14 protein-coding genes are annotated in these 17,035 nt (G+C 69.7%); 5 read left to right on the forward strand and 9 right to left on the reverse strand.

From position 1 onward, the window contains the following. Window positions 1-3: 3 nt before the first annotated feature. The 5 genes from pgi to tkt are packed head-to-tail and all read right to left on the reverse strand — an operon-like array spanning window position 4 to window position 7,524. Window positions 4-1,689, reverse strand: coding sequence for a glucose-6-phosphate isomerase (gene pgi, locus AAFF41_RS39535; protein ID WP_343325509.1), 1,686 nt, complete (start codon window positions 1,687-1,689; stop codon window positions 4-6). Then, window positions 1,682-2,620, reverse strand: coding sequence for a glucose-6-phosphate dehydrogenase assembly protein OpcA (gene opcA, locus AAFF41_RS39540; RefSeq protein WP_054234527.1), 939 nt, complete (start codon window positions 2,618-2,620; stop codon window positions 1,682-1,684). Before opcA ends, pgi begins: the two co-directional genes overlap by 8 nt. Beyond that, window positions 2,617-4,287 carry a glucose-6-phosphate dehydrogenase gene (gene zwf, locus AAFF41_RS39545; protein WP_319749403.1) on the reverse strand — a complete coding sequence of 557 codons (1,671 nt, stop codon included), beginning with the start codon at window positions 4,285-4,287 and terminating at the stop codon, window positions 2,617-2,619. Before zwf ends, opcA begins: the two co-directional genes overlap by 4 nt. Further along, window positions 4,284-5,429, reverse strand: a complete 1,146-nt coding sequence (gene tal / locus AAFF41_RS39550; RefSeq protein WP_343325510.1) for a transaldolase — start codon at window positions 5,427-5,429, stop codon at window positions 4,284-4,286. The genes zwf and tal overlap by 4 nt, the downstream gene beginning before the upstream one ends. 19 nt (window positions 5,430-5,448) lie before the next feature. After that, entirely contained in the window at window positions 5,449-7,524 is a 2,076-nt protein-coding gene (gene tkt / locus AAFF41_RS39555) for a transketolase (RefSeq protein WP_319749401.1), read from the reverse strand. 146 nt (window positions 7,525-7,670) lie between these two features. Between tkt and AAFF41_RS39560 the strand changes: the two genes are divergently transcribed. Beyond that, entirely contained in the window at window positions 7,671-8,582 is a 912-nt protein-coding gene (locus AAFF41_RS39560; RefSeq protein WP_319749400.1) for a helix-turn-helix transcriptional regulator, read from the forward strand. A gap of 98 nt (window positions 8,583-8,680) precedes the next feature. On the opposite strand, the gene AAFF41_RS39565 is transcribed toward AAFF41_RS39560, so the two are convergent. The 4 genes from AAFF41_RS39565 to AAFF41_RS39580 all read right to left on the reverse strand — a co-directional run bounded on the left by AAFF41_RS39565 (window position 8,681) and on the right by AAFF41_RS39580 (window position 12,957). Next, window positions 8,681-10,066 carry a glycoside hydrolase family 16 protein gene (locus AAFF41_RS39565; protein ID WP_319749399.1) on the reverse strand — a complete coding sequence of 462 codons (1,386 nt, stop codon included), beginning with the start codon at window positions 10,064-10,066 and terminating at the stop codon, window positions 8,681-8,683. A gap of 175 nt (window positions 10,067-10,241) precedes the next feature. Continuing rightward, on the reverse strand, window positions 10,242-11,513 hold the full coding sequence (locus AAFF41_RS39570) for a L,D-transpeptidase (protein WP_343326428.1): 1,272 nt from the start codon (window positions 11,511-11,513) through the stop codon (window positions 10,242-10,244). 251 nt (window positions 11,514-11,764) lie between these two features. Further along, window positions 11,765-12,532, reverse strand: coding sequence for an IclR family transcriptional regulator (locus AAFF41_RS39575; RefSeq protein ID WP_343325511.1), 768 nt, complete (start codon window positions 12,530-12,532; stop codon window positions 11,765-11,767). Further along, the gene (locus AAFF41_RS39580; protein ID WP_319749398.1) at window positions 12,529-12,957 is read right to left on the reverse strand and encodes a MarR family winged helix-turn-helix transcriptional regulator; all 429 of its coding nucleotides are present in this window, start codon (window positions 12,955-12,957) and stop codon (window positions 12,529-12,531) included. Before AAFF41_RS39580 ends, AAFF41_RS39575 begins: the two co-directional genes overlap by 4 nt. Before the next feature lie 292 nt (window positions 12,958-13,249). Here AAFF41_RS39580 and AAFF41_RS39585 point away from each other — a divergent pair, with 292 nt between their 5' ends. The 4 genes from AAFF41_RS39585 to AAFF41_RS39600 are packed head-to-tail and all read left to right on the forward strand — an operon-like array spanning window position 13,250 to window position 17,028. Next, the gene (locus tag AAFF41_RS39585) at window positions 13,250-14,167 is read left to right on the forward strand and encodes an SDR family NAD(P)-dependent oxidoreductase (RefSeq protein WP_319749397.1); all 918 of its coding nucleotides are present in this window, start codon (window positions 13,250-13,252) and stop codon (window positions 14,165-14,167) included. Further along, complete coding sequence (locus AAFF41_RS39590; protein ID WP_054234535.1) at window positions 14,167-15,039, forward strand: amidohydrolase family protein; 873 nt, start codon at window positions 14,167-14,169, stop codon at window positions 15,037-15,039. Before AAFF41_RS39585 ends, AAFF41_RS39590 begins: the two co-directional genes overlap by 1 nt. 10 nt (window positions 15,040-15,049) lie before the next feature. Then, complete coding sequence (gene menE, locus AAFF41_RS39595) at window positions 15,050-16,576, forward strand: o-succinylbenzoate--CoA ligase (RefSeq protein WP_343325512.1); 1,527 nt, start codon at window positions 15,050-15,052, stop codon at window positions 16,574-16,576. Further along, on the forward strand, window positions 16,573-17,028 hold the full coding sequence (locus tag AAFF41_RS39600; RefSeq protein WP_319749395.1) for a MaoC family dehydratase: 456 nt from the start codon (window positions 16,573-16,575) through the stop codon (window positions 17,026-17,028). Before menE ends, AAFF41_RS39600 begins: the two co-directional genes overlap by 4 nt. Window positions 17,029-17,035 lie beyond the last annotated feature (7 nt).

Consider the following 17,035-nt stretch of genomic DNA (forward strand, 5'->3'; position numbering starts at 1 on the left):
CAGTCACTTCTTTCGGAGAGTGCGGTACGCGGCCACGAGGGCGGCGGTGGAGGGGTCGAGGCCGGGCACGTCGGCGCCTTCGGTGAGCGCGGGTTCGACGCGCTTGGCGAGGACCTTGCCGAGCTCGACGCCCCACTGGTCGAAGGAGTCGATGTTCCAGATCGCGCCCTGGACGAACACCTTGTGCTCGTAGAGGGCGATGAGCTGGCCGAGGACCGACGGTGTCAGCTCGCTCGCGAGGATCGTCGTCGTCGGGTGGTTGCCGTTGAACGTCTTGTGCGGGACCAGTTCCTCGGGCACGCCCTCGGCGCGCACCTCGTCGGGCGTCTTGCCGAAGGCGAGGGCCTGGGTCTGCGCGAAGAAGTTCGCCATCAACAGGTCGTGCTGGGCCGCGAGTTCGGGCTCCAGCTCGTCCACCGGGTTGGCGAAGCCGATGAAGTCGGCCGGGATCAGCTTCGTGCCCTGGTGGATGAGCTGGTAGTAGGCGTGCTGCCCGTTCGTGCCGGGCGTGCCCCACACCACCGGACCGGTCTGCCACTCCACCGGGTGGCCGTCGCGGTCCACCGACTTGCCGTTGGACTCCATGTCCAACTGCTGGAGGTAGGCGGTGAACTTGGACAGGTAGTGCGAGTACGGCAGTACGGCGTGCGACTGGGCGTCGAAGAAGTTGCCGTACCAGACCCCCAGCAGACCGAGCAGCAAAGGCGCGTTGGCCTCGGCGGGCGCCGTACGGAAGTGCTCGTCGACGAGCCTGAACCCGTCGAGCAGCTCCCGGAACCGGTCCGGGCCGATCGCGATCATCAACGACAGGCCGATCGCCGAGTCGAAGGAGTAGCGTCCGCCGACCCAGTCCCAGAACCCGAACATGTTGGCCGTGTCGATACCGAAGTCCGACACCTTCCCGGCGTTCGTCGACAGCGCCACGAAGTGCTTGGCGACCGCCTTCTCTCCCCCACTCTCGACTTCGCCCGAGCGGGAGGTGCCCCCATCGCCCAGCGCGCCGAGCAGCCAGGTTCGCGCCGAGGTGGCGTTGGTGATGGTCTCGATCGTGGTGAACGTCTTCGAGGCGACGATGAACAGCGTCTCGGCCGGGTCCAGGTCGCGGACGGCCTCGTGCAGGTCGGCGCCGTCCACGTTCGACACGAACCGCACGGTCAGCGAACGGTCGGTGAAGGCCCGCAGCGCCTCGTACGCCATCGCCGGGCCGAGATCGGAGCCGCCGATACCGATGTTGACGACGTTCTTGATGCGCTTGCCGGTGTGGCCGGTCCACTCGCCGGAGCGGACCCGCTCGGCGAAGTCGGCCATCTTGTCGAGCACGGCGTGCACTCCGGGGACGACGTTCTCCCCGGCGACCTCGATCACCGCGTTCCGCGGGGCCCGCAGGGCGGTGTGCAGCACCGCCCTGTCCTCGGTGACGTTGATCCTCTCGCCGCGGAACATCGCGTCCCGCAGTCCGAACACGTCCGTGACGGTGGCCAGTTCCTGGAGGAGGGCGAGGGTCTCGTCCGTGATCAGGTGCTTGGAGTAGTCGATCCGCAGATCGCCGACCCGCACGACATAGCGCTCCGCGCGGGCGGGATCGGCGGCGAACAGCTCACGCAGCCGCGGGTGGAGCAGAGCGTCCGCGCGGTGGTCCTCCAGGGCCACCCACTCCGGACGCCGCGTGAGCTTGGGGGAGTCAGACATGACGGGGGGTCTCCTTGGTGCCGTTCTCGCCCCGCAGGGCGACGGCGTACATCTCGTCCGCGTCGAGGCGGCGCAGCTCCTCGGCGATCAGCTCGGAAGTGCTGCGCACCTTCAGCGCGAGGGTGCGGGAGGGCTGCCCGGGCAGCGACAGCGTGGCCAGCGGTCCCTCGGGCCGGTCGATCACGATCTCGCCGTCCTTCGTGCCGAGCCGCACCGCGGTCACCACCGGACCGGCGGTGACGACCCGCTCGACCGGCACGTCGAGCCGGGCGCCCAGCCAGCGGGCGAGCAGCTCGGCGCTGGGGTTGTCGGCCTCGCTCTCGACGGCGGCCGAGATCACCTTCGTACGGGCCTGGTCGAGCGCGGCGGCCAGCATCGAGCGCCAGGGCGTCAGCCGGGTCCACGCCAGGTCGGTGTCGCCCGGCGCGTACGAGTTGACGCGGGCCTCCAGGGCCGTGAGCGGCGCCTCGACGGCGTACATGTCGGTGATCCTGCGCTGAGCGAGGGCGCCCAGCGGGTCCTTGGCGGGCACCTCGGGGGCGTCCACCGGCCACCAGACGACGACGGGCGCGTCCGGCAGCAGCAGCGGCAGGACCACGGAGTCGGCGTGGTCGGACACCTCGCCGTAGGTCCGCAGCACGACGGTCTCACCGGCACCGGAGTCGGCGCCCACCCGGACCTCGGCGTCGAGGCGCGAGTTGGTGCGGTCGCGCGGGGTGCGGGCGTGCCGCTTGATGACGACCAGGGTGCGTGAGGGGTGCTCGCGCGAGGCCTCCTCGGCGGCCTTGATCGAGTCGTACGCGTTCTCCTCGTCGGTGACGATGACCATCGTCAGGACCATGCCCACGGCGGGGGTGCCGATGGCGCGGCGCCCCTGCACGAGCGCCTTGTTGATCTTGCTTGCCGTGGTGTCGGTCAGGTCGATCTTCATGGCCTGCGCCAGCTCCGTCCGTCTCGTGCGAGCATCTCGTCGGCTTCCTTCGGACCCCAGCTGCCCGAGGGGTACTGCGCGGGCTTGCCATGGGTCTCCCAGTACTCCTCGATCGGGTCGAGGACCTTCCAGGACTCTTCCACCTCCTGGTGACGGGGGAAGAGATTGGCATCGCCGAGCAGGACATCCAGAATCAGCCGTTCGTACGCCTCCGGGCTGGACTCGGTGAACGACTCGCCGTAGGCGAAGTCCATCGTGACGTCCCGGATCTCCATCGACGTACCCGGGACCTTCGATCCGAAGCGCACCGTCATGCCCTCGTCGGGCTGGACACGGATGACGATCGCGTTCTGGCCGAGCTCCTCGGTGGCGGTCGAGTCGAACGGTGAGTGCGGGGCGCGCTGGAAGACGACCGCGATCTCCGTCACCCGCCGGCCGAGGCGCTTGCCGGTGCGCAGATAGAAGGGGACGCCCGCCCAGCGGCGGTTGTCGACCTCCAGTTTGACGGCCGCGTAGGTGTCGGTCGTCGACTGGGGGTCGATGCCCTCCTCCTGCAGATAGCCGCGCACCTTCTCGCCGCCCTGCCAGGCCGCCGCGTACTGGCCGCGCACGGTGTGCTCGCCCAGGTTCTCCGGCAGCTTCACCGACTTGAGGACCTTGAGCTTCTCGGTCAGCAGCGACTCGGCGTCGAAGGCGATCGGCTCCTCCATGGCGGTCAGCGCCATCAGCTGGAGCAGGTGGTTCTGGATCACGTCACGGGCCGAACCGATGCCGTCGTAGTAGCCGGCCCGGCCGCCGATGCCGATGTCCTCGGCCATGGTGATCTGCACGTGGTCGACGTACGACCGGTTCCAGATCGGCTCGTACATCTGGTTGGCGAAGCGGAGCGCCAGGATGTTCTGGACGGTCTCCTTGCCGAGGTAGTGGTCGATGCGGAAGACCTGCTCCGGGTCGAACACGTCGTGCACGAGCGCGTTCAGCTCGCGCGCGCTCTCGAGGTCGTGGCCGAAAGGCTTCTCGATGACCGCGCGCCGCCAGGAACCCTCCGGCGGGCTGGCGAGCCCGTGCTTCTTGAGCTGCTGGACGACCTTCGGGAAGAACTTCGGGGGCACGGAGAGGTAGAACGCGTAGTTGCCGCTGGTGCCCCGGGCCGCGTCCAGCTCCTCGATGGCGGAGCGCAGCTGCTTGAACGCCGTGTCGTCGTCGAAGGTGCCCGGGATGAACCGCATGCCCTCGGCGAGTTGCTGCCAGACCTCCTCCCGGAAGGGGGTGCGCGCGTGTTCCTTCACCGAGTCGTGCACGATCTGCGCGAAGTCCTCGTCCTCCCAGTCGCGGCGGGCGAACCCGACGAGCGAGAAGCCCGGCGGCAGCAGACCGCGGTTGGCGAGGTCGTAGACGGCCGGCATCAGCTTCTTGCGGGACAGGTCGCCGGTGACACCGAAGATGACGAGGCCCGAGGGGCCCGCGATACGGGGGAGGCGGCGGTCACGGGGGTCACGCAGCGGGTTCTCCCATTCCGCCACCGGAACGGGGCCGTTGCTCTTGGCCTCGGCCTTCACATCGACCGGCTTCACACCGACCGGGTCCACGGTCGTGTCACCAGGTCCCTCCGGCGTGGCGGCCGCATCCTGCGGGGTACCGTCGGGAATCGCTTCACGCTTGGTCATTCCCCCTCAACTCCCTTGCTGCTCAGCGAGGTCGCGACCGCGTCGAGCAGATCCTCCCAGGCCGCCTCGAACTTCGAGACGCCCTCGTCCTCCAGCTGGTCGACCACCTCGTCGTAGGAGATCCCGAGACCTTCCACGGCGGCAAGGTCGGCGCGCGCCTGGGCGTAGCCGCCGGTCACCGCGTCGCCGTGGATGTCACCGTGGTCGGCCGTGGCGTTGAGCGTCGCCTCCGGCATGGTGTTGACCGTGCCCGGCGCGACCAGCTCGTCGACGTACAGCGTGTCCTTGTACGAGGGGTCCTTGACGCCCGTCGAGGCCCACAGCGGGCGCTGCTTGTTGGCGCCGGCCGGGGCGAGCGCGGTCCAGCGGGCGGAGGCGAACACCTCTTCGTACGCCTCGTAGGCGAGCCGCGCGTTGGCGAGCGCCGCCCTGCCCTTGAGGGCGAGGGCCTCGTCGGTCCCGACCTTCGTCAGCCGCTTGTCGATCTCGCTGTCGACGCGGGAGACGAAGAAGGAGGCGACGGAGTGGATGGTGGCGAGGTCGATGCCCGCCGCCTTGGCCTTCTCCAGCCCCGCCAGGTAGGCGTCCATCACCGCGCGGTAGCGCTCCAGGGAGAAGATCAGCGTGACGTTGACGCTGATGCCGAGGCCGATGACCTCGGTGATCGCCGGGAGGCCGGCCTTCGTCGCCGGGATCTTGATCATCACGTTCGGGCGGTCGACGAGCCAGGAGAGCTGCTTGGCCTCGGCGACGGTCGCCCCGGTGTTGTGGGCGAGGCGCGGGTCGACCTCGATGGAGACCCGGCCGTCACGGCCGGCGGTCGCGTCGTACACCGGGCGCAGGATGTCGGCGGCGGCGCGGACGTCGGCCGTCGTCATCATCCGGACGGCCTCGTCGACCGTCACGCCGCGCTCGGCCAGGTCGTCGAGCTGCTCCTCGTACCCCTCACCGGAGCCGATGGCGGCCTGGAAGATGGAGGGGTTGGTGGTGACGCCCACCACATGCCTGGTCGCGACGAGTTCGGCGAGGTTGCCGGAGGCGACGCGCTTGCGGGAGAGGTCGTCCAGCCAGATGGAGACGCCTTCGTCGGAGAGGCGCTTCAGGGTTACCGCGGTCGCGGTTGCTTCGGTCACAGTGATCATCTTCCTTCGTGCGATCGGATCAACCGCGGGCGGCGGCGAGGGATTCCCGGGCGGCGGCGGCGACGTTCTCGGCGGTGAAGCCGAACTCGGCGAACAGGGTGTTGGCGTCGGCGGAGGCACCGAAGTGCTCCAGCGAGACAATGCGTCCGTGGTCACCGACGTAGCGGTACCAGGTCAGGCCGATGCCCGCCTCGACCGCCACGCGGGCCTTCACGGACGGGGGCAGAACACGGTCGCGGTACTCGCGCGGCTGCTCCTCGAACCACTCCACGGACGGCATCGACACGACCCGGGTGCCGATTCCCTCGGCCTCCAGCAGCTCACGCGCCCCGACGGCGAGGTGCACCTCGGAGCCGGTGGCGATCAGGACCAGTTCGGGCGTTCCGGTGGAGGAGTCACGCAGCACGTAACCACCCTTGGCGGCGTCGGAGTTGGCCTCGTAGGTGGGTACGCCCTGGCGGGTCAGGGCCAGGCCGTGCGGGGCGGGGTGGGTGGCGTGCCGCTTGAGGATCTCGGCCCAGGCGATCGCGGTCTCGTTGGCGTCGGCCGGGCGGACGATGTTCAGGCCCGGGATGGCGCGCAGCGAGGCGAGGTGTTCGACCGGCTGGTGGGTGGGGCCGTCCTCGCCCAGGCCGATGGAGTCGTGCGTCCACACGTAGGTGACGGGGAGCTGCATCAGCGCGGACAGACGTACGGCGTTGCGCATGTAGTCGGAGAACACCAGGAAGGTGCCCCCGTAGATGCGGGTGTTGCCGTGCAGCGCGATGCCGTTCATCTCCGCGGCCATGGAGTGCTCGCGGATGCCGAAGTGGACCGTACGGCCGTACGGATCGGCCTCCGGCAGCGGGTTGCCCTTCGGCAGGAAGGAGGACGTCTTGTCGATGGTGGTGTTGTTCGAGCCGGCCAGGTCGGCCGAGCCGCCCCACAGCTCGGGGATCACCGAGCCGAGCGCCTGCAGGACCTTGCCGGAGGCGGCGCGGGTGGCGACGGACGTGCCCGCCTCGAACGCCGGGAGCTTGTCCTGCCAGCCCTCGGGAAGCTGGCCGGCGACGATCCGGTCGAACAGCCTGGCCCGCTCGGGCTGCGCGGTGCGCCACTCGGCGATCCGCTTGTCCCAGGCGGCGTGTGCCTCGGCACCGCGGTCCAGGGCCTGACGGGCGTGGGCGAGGACCTCGTCGGCGACCTCGAAGGACTTCTCCGCGTCGAAGCCCAGCAGACGCTTGGTGGCGGCGACCTCGTCCGCGCCGAGCGCGGAGCCGTGCGAGGCCTCGGTGTTCCGGGCGTGGGGCGCGGGCCAGGCGATGATGGTGCGCATCGCGATGATCGAAGGCCGTCCGGTCTCGGCCTGCGCCGCCTTCAGCGCCGTGTACAGCGCGCGGACGTCGATGTCGCCGTCGGTCGAGGGCTCGATGCGCTGCACGTGCCAGCCGTAGGCCTCGTAGCGCTTCAGTACGTCCTCGGAGAAGGCGGTGGCGGTGTCGCCCTCGATGGAGATGTGGTTGTCGTCGTAGACGAAGACCAGGTTGCCCAGCTTCTGGTGGCCCGCGAGGGAGGAGGCCTCGGCGGAGATGCCCTCCTCCAGGTCGCCGTCCGAGACGATGCCCCAGATGGTGTGGTCGAAGGGCGACTCGCCCTCCGGCGTCTCGGGGTCGAACAGACCACGCTCGTAGCGGGCGGCCATCGCCATGCCCACCGCGTTCGCGACACCCTGCCCGAGCGGACCGGTGGTGGTCTCCACGCCCGCGGTGTGCCCGTACTCGGGGTGACCCGGCGTCTTCGAACCGTGCGTGCGGAACGCCTTCAGGTCGTCCAGCCCCAGTTCGTAGCCGGAGAGGAAGAGCTGCGTGTAAAGGGTCAGCGAGGTGTGTCCGGGGGACAGGACGAACCGGTCGCGGCCGGTCCACTCCGGGTCCGCGGGGTCGTGTCGCATCACCTTCTGAAAGATCGTGTACGCGGCCGGGGCCAGGCTCATCGCCGTGCCCGGGTGGCCGTTTCCGACCTTCTGAACGGCGTCAGCGGCCAGGATGCGGGCGGTGTCGACCGCCCGGCGGTCCAGCTCGGTCCATTCGAAGCCGTCGGGGCTCTGCGTACTCATCTTCAAGAAGTCCTCACTGGATCGGGAATCGCTGGTGGAACGCCTTCAAAACTAAAAGTCTGACTTTTGCCGGGGAAGGTGCCCGTGTGTCAGCCTTCGGTGAAAATGGGACACGGAGTGCTGGAGCGAGTCGACGCGAGAGGGACATGGCAGACAGAACCACCCAAGGCGGTGCCGGGGGCGAAGGCGGGACCCGGGACGGGATCAGGACCTTCCCCTTCCCGGTCGATCTGAGCCTGTCCGGCGTCGGCATGCAGGTCGGCGCGATGGGGACCGGGCGCGTCTGGCACGTGGACGCCCCGCTGGACCGCGTGCACCGCATCGACTTCCACGTCGTGATGCTCTTTCACGAGGGCCCGGTCAGACACATGATCGACTTCGCCGAGTACGAGGCGTCCCCGGGCGACATCCTGTGGATCCGCCCCGGTCAGGTGCACCGCTTCTCCCGCACCGACCGCTACCGCGGCACCGTCCTGATCATGCAGCCCGGTTTCCTGCCGCGCGCGACGGTCGAGGCGACCGGTCTCTACCGCTACGACCAGCCCCCGCTGCTACGCCCCGGCGCCGCCCAGCTGGCCGCTCTTGAGCACTCGCTCACCCAGCTGGAACGTGAGTACGTCGACACCACCACGCTGCCGCTCAGTCTGCACACCTCGGTGCTGCGGCACTCCCTCACCGCGTTCCTGCTGCGCCTCGCCCATCTCGCGGCCAGCTCCGCCGAAGCGGCCCGCGAGCAGAGCGACACCACCTTCACGCGCTTCCGGGACGCGGTCGAGAAGGACTTCGCCACCAACCACAGCGTCAGCGCGTACGCCGACGCGCTCGGCTACTCCCGCCGCACCCTGGTCCGCGCGGTGCGCGCGGCCACCGGTGAGACCCCGAAGGGATTCATCGACAAGCGGGTGGTCCTGGAGGCCAAGCGGCTGCTGGCCCACACGGAGATGCCCATCGGCCGCATCGGCGTCGCCGTGGGCTTCCCCGACTCGGCGAACTTCTCCAAGTTCTTCCACCAGCACACGGGCACGAGTCCCGTGGTGTTCCGGGCGGAGCTGCGCTGAGTCCGTGCCGAAGGAGAGCCGGGGCTGTACGGAAGAAAGGGGCGGGCCCGCGGGCCCGCCCCTTCACTGCGCGTGCCGCTCGGCGAGGAACCTCCTCGTCAGTGGCCGAAGTCGAACCAGTTGACGTTCACGAAGTCGGCCGGCTGGCCGCTGGTGAAGGTCAGATAGACGTCGTGGGTGCCGGTGACACCGGTGATGTTGGCCGGGACCGTCCGCCAGCTCTGCCAGCCGCCGGTGTTGCCCACCGCGAAACTGCCGATGGGGGTGCTCGTACGGCTGTCGAGGCGCACCTCGACCAGACCGCTGACCCCGCTCGCCGCACCGCTCGCGACCCGCCCGTAGAACTGCGTGGCCGCCGTGGAGCCGAAGTCGACGCCTTTGTAGAGCGCCCAGTCGCCGCCTGCGAGCGAGCCGATGTCCTGGCCGCCGCCGGTGTCCGTGGTGGTCTCGGTGCTGGTGCCCGACTGACTGTCGTACGACTCGGCCTGGATGGCGCTGTAGGCGTCACGGTTGCCGGTCGGAGGCGGTGTGGTACCGCTCCCACTGGCCTGCAGCACCTGGACGTAGTCCACGACCAGCGGGTGGCCGGGCTCGGTGCCGCTGTCCGGACCGCCGCCGAACGCGTCGGGGAAACCGCCGCCCATCGCCACGTTCAGGATGACGAAGTAGCCGTGGTTGGTGGCGTTCGCCCAGGTGGTCGCGTCGACCTGGTTCGCCTTGACCGTGTGGAAGTTGACGCCGTCGAGGTAGAAGCGGATCTCCTCGGGGCTCGTCGAGCGGTCCCACTCCATGGCGTACGTGTGGAAGCCGGCCTGACACGTGGTGCCGGCGCACGGGGTGTTGCCGCCGATGCCGCTGGTCTCGTTGCACGGGCCACCCGGGTTGGTGCCGCAGTGCATGGTGGCCCACTCGGTGTTGAGGCCCTGGACGTTCTCCATGATGTCCAGCTCGCCGACGCTCGGCCAGTTCTGGTAGTTGCCGCGGTAGGGCGCGCCGAGCGTCCAGAAGGCCGGCCAGTAGCCCTTGGCGGCGGCGCCGGTCACGTTCGGCATCTGCAGGCGCGCCTCGACGCGGAGTTTGCCGCCCGCGGGTGGCTGGAAGTCGGTGCGGGTGGTCTCGATACGGCCCGAGGTCCAGTTGCCGGAGGCGTCCCGGCGCGGGGTGATCAGTAGGTTGCCGTTGCCGTCGAGCGCCACGTTGTTGGTGCTGGAGGTCATTGTCTCGACCTCGCCGGTGCCCCAGTTGGCGGCGCCGCCCGGGTAACTGGTGCCGGTGTCGTACTGCCAGTTGGAGGTGTTGACGCCGGAGCCGGCCGCCCCGTTGAAGTCGTCGACGAAGACCTGGGACCAGCCGGCCGGGGGAGTGGGCGCGGACGCGTTCGCGGGGAGGACCGCGGCCACGGCCAGGGTCAGTGTGCCGACCGCGGCCAGAATGATGCGCCGCAGGGGGCCGCGTCTGACAGGTGTGCCGGAGGGTTCACTCATGGATGCCTCTTCGGTACGGAGTGGGGGTGCGCGGGTGCTGCTGAGAGCGCTCTCAAGCAGGGTGCGCGGCCAATGTGCTCTCTGTCACTGCGACCGTCAAGAGGTAAAGCCGAGAAACTCCTTTCCCTGTGCGGGAGTTCATGCAATGAAGAGTGGGATGCACACGGGGCCTCGCCTAGAGGGCGCTGCCCGTCTTCCAGTCCGACCAGGACAGGTTCCAGCCGTTGAGGCCGTTGGACGCCTCGACGGTCTTCTCGCCCGAGTTCTTGACGACGACGACATCCCCGAGCATCGAACTGGCGTAGAACGTGTAGCCCGGCACGGAACTGTCGTTCGCGCCCTTGGCGTCGTGCAGGCCGATACATCCGTGGCTGGTGTTGGTGGAGCCGAAGACCGAGGTCGAGGCCCAGTAGTTGCCGTGGATGAAGGTGCCGGAGGTGGTCAGACGCTGGGCGTGGGGGACGTCCGAGATGTCGTACTCGTCGCCGAGCCCCACGGTCGAGGACTCCATCCGGGTCTGCTGGAACCGCTCGCTGATCACCATGATCCCCGACCAGGTGGTGTGGTCGGCGTCGCCACCGCTCACCGGGTAGGTGGCGAGGGTGGAGCCGTCGCGCTCGACGGTCATGGTCTTCTTCGCCAGGTCGACGGTGCTGATCTGGCGGCGGCCGATGTGGAAGGTGACGTCCTTGGACTGGGTGCCGTAGACGCCGGTCGTGCCCTCGACGTCCTTCAGGCGCAGGCTCAGCGTGATCTTCGTGCCCGCGGCCCAGTACTCCTCGGGTCGGAAGTCGAGGCGAGTGTCGCTGAACCAGTGGCCGACCACCTCGACCGCGGGCTCCGCCGTGACCGTGATCGCCTTTTCCACGGCGGCCCGGTCCCTCATGGCCTCGGTGAAGTTGATCGACACGGGCATGCCGACACCGGAGGTCGAATTCGCCTCGGGCGTGAAATAACCCACGAACGTTTCCGGGGGCTGCTTCGTGACGAAGCTCGCGCTCTGCGCGGGGGCGCCCTTCGGCGTGGCCGTGACCGTGTATGTGGTGCCCGAGTAAGGGTTTTTCGTGGACGTCCATTTCGTACGGGCGTCATTGAAGGATCCGGCCAGGGTGGAGCCGTCGTTTCCGCTGATCTCGACGCTCGCGAGCGTGCCGTCGCTGACGGTGACCTCGACCGGGCTCGTGAAACCGGCCTTCTTCGTGCCGTCGGCCGGGGTGACGGTCACGATCGGGGTCTTGACCTCGGCTTTCGTGCTTGCGTCCGCCGTCGAGCCCACCTTGGCGTCCGTTCCCTCCGAGGCGTCCGCCGAGCCGCCGCAGCCCGCGAGGATGCCCGCGGCCGGTACGGCGCCGAGGGCGGCCAGCACCCCGCGCCGCGACCAGGCCTGCCGCTCGGACCGGTTCGCCGTCCGCCGCTCGGACCGGTTCGAATTATTCGCGAAGCCCACGGCACGCCTTTCCTGGATGACCACCACGACTGCTGGTGCATCCTGCGCCGCCTTCCTGGGGCGATTCTTTGAAACCCGGGGCTGCCGCCTGAGATGTGCGTGAGGAGGGCCTGAGAATCGTCCTGAAGGAACGGCGCACGGCAATGTGTGAAGCGCCGTTGGAGGGAACGGCGAGGGTCGTGGACAGGGGCGAGGAGGCGTGGCTCGAACATTCGGCCGACGTGACCCGTGTATCGCGGCTCCAGGGAGCCTCAGGTGCCCGGCTCGGGCCGGGTCTGCGGCTGCCACCCCAGGGCGCGGGAGATACCCCGCGCCGCCAGCCGTACCGCCGGGATCAACGCCGGTACCTGGGCGTCGTGTTCGGGGACCACGACAGAGACCGCCGCGACCACCGCGCCGCCCGCGCCGCGCACCGGAGCGGCGACCGACAGGGCGTCGTCGGTGACCTGACGGCTGCTCACCGCCACGCCGGTGCGGTGGACCTCGGCGAGCGCGCGGCGCAGGCGGGCCCCGTCGGTGAGGGTGTGCGGGGTGAACGCGGCCAACGGCCCTGAGCAGTAGGCCTCTTGGAACGCCGAGTCGCCGTGCGCCAGCAGTGCGAGGCCCACGCCCGTCGCGTGCAGTGGCCAGCGGGCGCCGACCTGGATGCGTACACCGACCGCGGAGCGTCCGGAGATCCACTCGATGTAGACGACCTCGGCGCCGTCGCGGACCGCCATCTGCACGTTCTCGTGCGTGGCTTCGTACAGGTCCTCCAGGTACGGCAGCGCGATCTGGCGGAGGGCCAGGCCGCGGGGTGCGAGGGCCGCGATCTCCCAGAGGCGCAGGCCCACGTGGTAGACGCCGTCCGCGTCCCGCTCCAGCGCGCCCCAGTCGGTGAGGGCGCCGACCAGCCGGTGCGCGGTGGTGAGGGTCAGCCCGGACCGGCGGCTGATTCCCGTCAGGGAGAGTGCCGGGTGCTGGTGGTCGAAGGCGGCGAGCACGGCGAGCAGACGGTCGGGCGCGGACAGTGCGGTCATGAGTCCAGTTCGGCTTCCGCGACCCGTTGCAGGAGCGTGTGCAGGGTGTCCCGCTCGGCGGGGGCGAGCGGCTGGAGCAGGTCGTTCGTGACGCGCAGGCCCGCCTCGTCCGTGTCGCGCAGGAACGCCCGGCCGTCGTCCGTGAGCACGACGATCCGGCTGCGGCGGTCGTCCGGCGACGGGCGGCGCTCGGCGAAACCGAGCTTCTCCAGGTCGTCGACGAGTCCGACGATCGCGCTCGGGTCGTAGCCGAGCCGCGCGCTCAGCTCCCGCTGGAGCGCGCCCTCGGAGGTGGCCAGCAAGCGCAGCAGGGCGTAGTGGCGCAGCCGCAGCCCCGACTCCTGGAGGAAGGTGTTGAACAACTGCCCCGAGCGAAGGCCCAGCCGGTACAGCAGATAGCCGGTGTCGGCGTGCAGTCCGCGCATCCACGGCTCCTGGGCGTCGATGGGGACGGGGCCGGTGGCCGGGCTGGTGGCGTGCTGCTGGCCTGTGATGACGGGCTCCCTGGGCCGGGCCCCGGGCGGGGCGGTTCATTCGTGCCGGGTACGGCATGCCGTACTGCGTACAGCATCGCGCCGTACTCCGCACAGCATGCCGCACGGATGAGTCGCCAACAACTATTGACGTCAACAATTATTGTCCTTAGCTTCGATCCCGTAGCCGCAGCTCGGCATCGCACGCCGCGCTTTGGACCCTCAGCGTCGAAGGGACCCCCTCGTGCCCAGCATCGATCTCACCGGCAAGGTGGCCGTCGTCACCGGCAGCGGACGTGGCCTCGGCCTGGCCTACGCGCACGCCCTGGCGGCAGTCGGCGCCCGCGTGGTCGTCAACGACGTCGACGAGGCCGTGGCCGAGCAGGCCGTGAAGTCCATCACCGCCGCGGGCGGCAAGGCCGTGGCCGAGGTGGTCCCGGTCGGCACCACCGAGGCGGCCGACCGGCTCGTCGCCCGTGCGGTGCAGGAGTTCGGACGGCTCGACATCCTGGTCACCAACGCGGGCATCCTGCGCGACAAGGTGCTGTGGAAGATGACCGACGAGGACTTCGACGCGGTGATCACCACGCATCTGAAGGGCACCTTCACCTGCGCCCGCGCCGCCGCCGTGCGCATGCGCGAGCAGGGCGAGGGCGGGTCGCTGATCCTGGTCGGCTCGCCGGCCGGGCAGCGCGGGAACTTCGGCCAGACGAACTACGCCGCCGCGAAGGCGGGCATCGCCGCCATGGCCCGTACCTGGTCGATGGAGCTGGGCCGCGCGGGCATCACCGTCAACGCGATCGTGCCGGTCGCCGCCACCGCGATGACCGAGACCATCCCCGCGTTCGCCCCGTACGTCGAGGCGATGAGGAACGGCGAGCCGCTGCCCGACTTCCTCCGCAAGGGCGAGGGCTTCGGCACCCCCGAGGACTGCGCCGCCCTCGTCCCGTTCCTCGCCTCCGACGCCGCTCGCGGGGTCACCGGCCAGGCCATCGGCATCGGCGGTGACAAGGTGGCACTCTGGTCGCACCCGCAGGAGGTCAGGACGGCGTACGCGGACGGCGGCTGGACCCCCGACACCCTGGCCGACGCCTGGGCCACGTCGGTCGGCGCCGAGCCGCAGACCGTCGGGATCCCCGCGCCGAAGCTTCCGGAGGCGTGATGGACCTGAACGAACTCGTCGCGATCGACGTCCACACCCACGCGGAGGTGTCCTCGAAGGGCCACTCCTCGCTCGACGACGATCTGCACGAAGCCTCCAGCGCCTACTTCAAGGTCGAGGGCAAGCGGAAGCCCACCCTGGAGGAGACGGCCGCCTACTACCGCGAGCGGAGGATGGCCGCCGTGATCTTCACGGTGGACGCCGAGTCCGCCACCGGCACCGCGCCCGTCCCGAACGAGGAGGTCGCCGAGGCCGCCGCCGCGAACGCGGACGTGCTGATCCCCTTCGCCTCCATCGACCCCTTCCGCGGCAGGGCGGGCGTCAAGCAGGCCCGCCGGCTCGTCGAGGAGTACGGGGTGAAGGGATTCAAGTTCCACCCCAGTATCCAGGGCTTCTTCCCCAACGACAGGTCGGTGGCGTACGACCTGTACGAGGTGATCGAGGAGACCGGGACCATCGCCCTCTTCCACACCGGCCAGACGGGGATCGGGGCCGGGGTTCCGGGAGGCGGCGGCATCCGGCTGAAGTACTCCAACCCCCTGCACGTGGACGACGTGGCCGCCGACTTCCCGCACCTCAAGATCATCCTGGCGCACCCCTCCTTCCCCTGGCAGGACGAGGCGCTGGCCGTCGCCACCCACAAGCCGGGTGTGCACATCGACCTGTCCGGCTGGTCGCCCAAGTACTTCCCGCCGCAGCTCGTGCAGTACGCCAACACGCTGCTCAAGGACAAGGTGCTCTTCGGCTCCGACTACCCCGTCCTCACCCCCGACCGCTGGCTCGCCGACTTCGACAAGCTGACGATCAAGGACGAGGTCAAGCCGAAGATCCTCAAGGAGAACGCCGCCCGGCTGCTCGGGCTGACACCGTAAGGGGCCACAGATGCGCAATGAGGGACTGGGGTCGTGGCCCGCACGCCGGGCCCGCAAGACCCCGCACCGCACCGCCCTGATCCACGGCGACACCACCGTCAGCTATGCCGAGCTGTACGCCCGCACCACCCGCCTCGCCCACGCCCTGCGCGCGCTCGGCCTGCGCCGCGGCGACCGCATCGCCTATCTCGGCCCCAACCACCCCTCCTACCTCGAAACCCTCTTCGCGGCGGGCACGCTCGGCGCGGTCTTCGTGCCGCTCAACCCCCGCCTCGCCGGACCCGAGATCGCCCACCAGCTCGGCGACTCGGGCGCCAAGGTCCTCGTGTACGCGCCCTCGCTGGCCGGACTCGTCGCGGGGTTGCCGGGCAACGTGCACGTCCGGACGTTCGTCGAAGTCGGCTCCCGGTACGAGGAGTTGATCGGCCAGGCCGCCGAGGAACCGATCGACCAGCCCGTCGCCGCCGAGGACATGTGCATCATCATGTACACCTCGGGCACGACGGGCCGCCCCAAGGGCGCGATGCTCACCCACGGCAATCTGACCTGGAACGCGGTCAACGTCCTTGTCGACCACGACCTGACCGCCGACGAACGCGCCCTGGTCTCCGCCCCGTTGTTCCACACGGCCGGGCTGAACATGCTGACCCTGCCGGTGCTGCTCAAGGGCGGCACCTGTGTCCTGGTCGAGTCCTTCGACCCGGCGGCCACCCTCGACCTGATCGAACGGCACCGGATCACTTTCATGTTCGGGGTGCCGACCATGTTCGACCAGGTGGCCCGGCATCCCCGGTGGGCCGACGCCGACCTGTCCTCGCTGCGCATCCTCACCTGCGGCGGCTCACCCGTACCGACCCCGCTCATCGCCGCCTACCAGGAGCGCGGGCTCACCTTCCTGCAGGGCTACGGCATGACCGAGGCCTCGCCCGGCACCCTCTTCCTGGACGCGGAACACGCGGTCGGCAAGGCGGGCTCGGCGGGGGTGCCGCACTTCTTCAGCGATGTGCGGGTCGTACGGCCCGACTTCACGCCCGTCGACATCGGGGAGACGGGCGAGGTGGTCGTCCGCGGGCCGCATGTCATGCCCGGCTACTGGGGGCTGCCCGACGAGACGGCCGCGGTGTTCGCCGACGGCTGGTTCCGCAGCGGGGACGCCGCCCGGGTCGACGAGGACGGCTATGTCTTCATCGTCGACCGCATCAAGGACATGATCATCTCGGGCGGCGAGAACATCTACCCCGCCGAGATCGAGGACCTGCTGCTCGGCCACCCCGGCATCGTCGAGTGCGCCGTCATCGGTGTCGCCGACGACAAGTGGGGCGAGGTGCCGCGCGCGGTCGTCGTCCCCCGCGAGGGCGTCCAGCTCGACCCGGACGAGGTGCTCGCCTCGCTCGCCGGACACCTCGCCAAGTACAAGATCCCGAAGTCGGTGGTCGTCGTGGACGAGCTCCCGCGCACCGCCTCCGGAAAGCTCCTCAAGGCCCGTGTCCGTACGCGGTACGGCACCACCGACTCGTCAGCAAGGAAGCGCACATGAGCATCACCGTGAACGGTCTCGACGAACTCAAGAAGCTCGCCGGCGGCGACCTCGGCACCAGTGAGTGGATCGAGGTCACCCAGGAGCGGATCAACACCTTCGCCGACGCCACCGGCGACCACCAGTGGATCCACGTCGACCCGCAGCGGGCGGCCGAGGGCCCCTTCGGCGCGCCCATCGCGCACGGCTATCTGACCCTTTCCCTCTTCATCCCGCTCTTCACGGGGCTGCTGGAGGTCGAGGGCGTGTCGACGAAGGTCAACTACGGTCTGAACAAGGTGCGTTTCCCCGCCCCGGTGAAGGCCGGCTCGCGCATCCGGCTGGTCGCGAGGCTCGCCTCGGTCGAGGAGGTGCCGGGCGGGGTGCAGATCGCCGTCGACGGGACGATAGAGATCGACGGCGGCGGGAAGCCCGCCGCCGTCCTTCAGAGCCTGTCGCGCTTCTACGCCTGACGGTCCA

Origin of the sequence: Streptomyces mirabilis (genome assembly GCF_039503195.1) — a bacterium.
GTDB lineage: Bacteria > Actinomycetota > Actinomycetes > Streptomycetales > Streptomycetaceae > Streptomyces > Streptomyces mirabilis_D.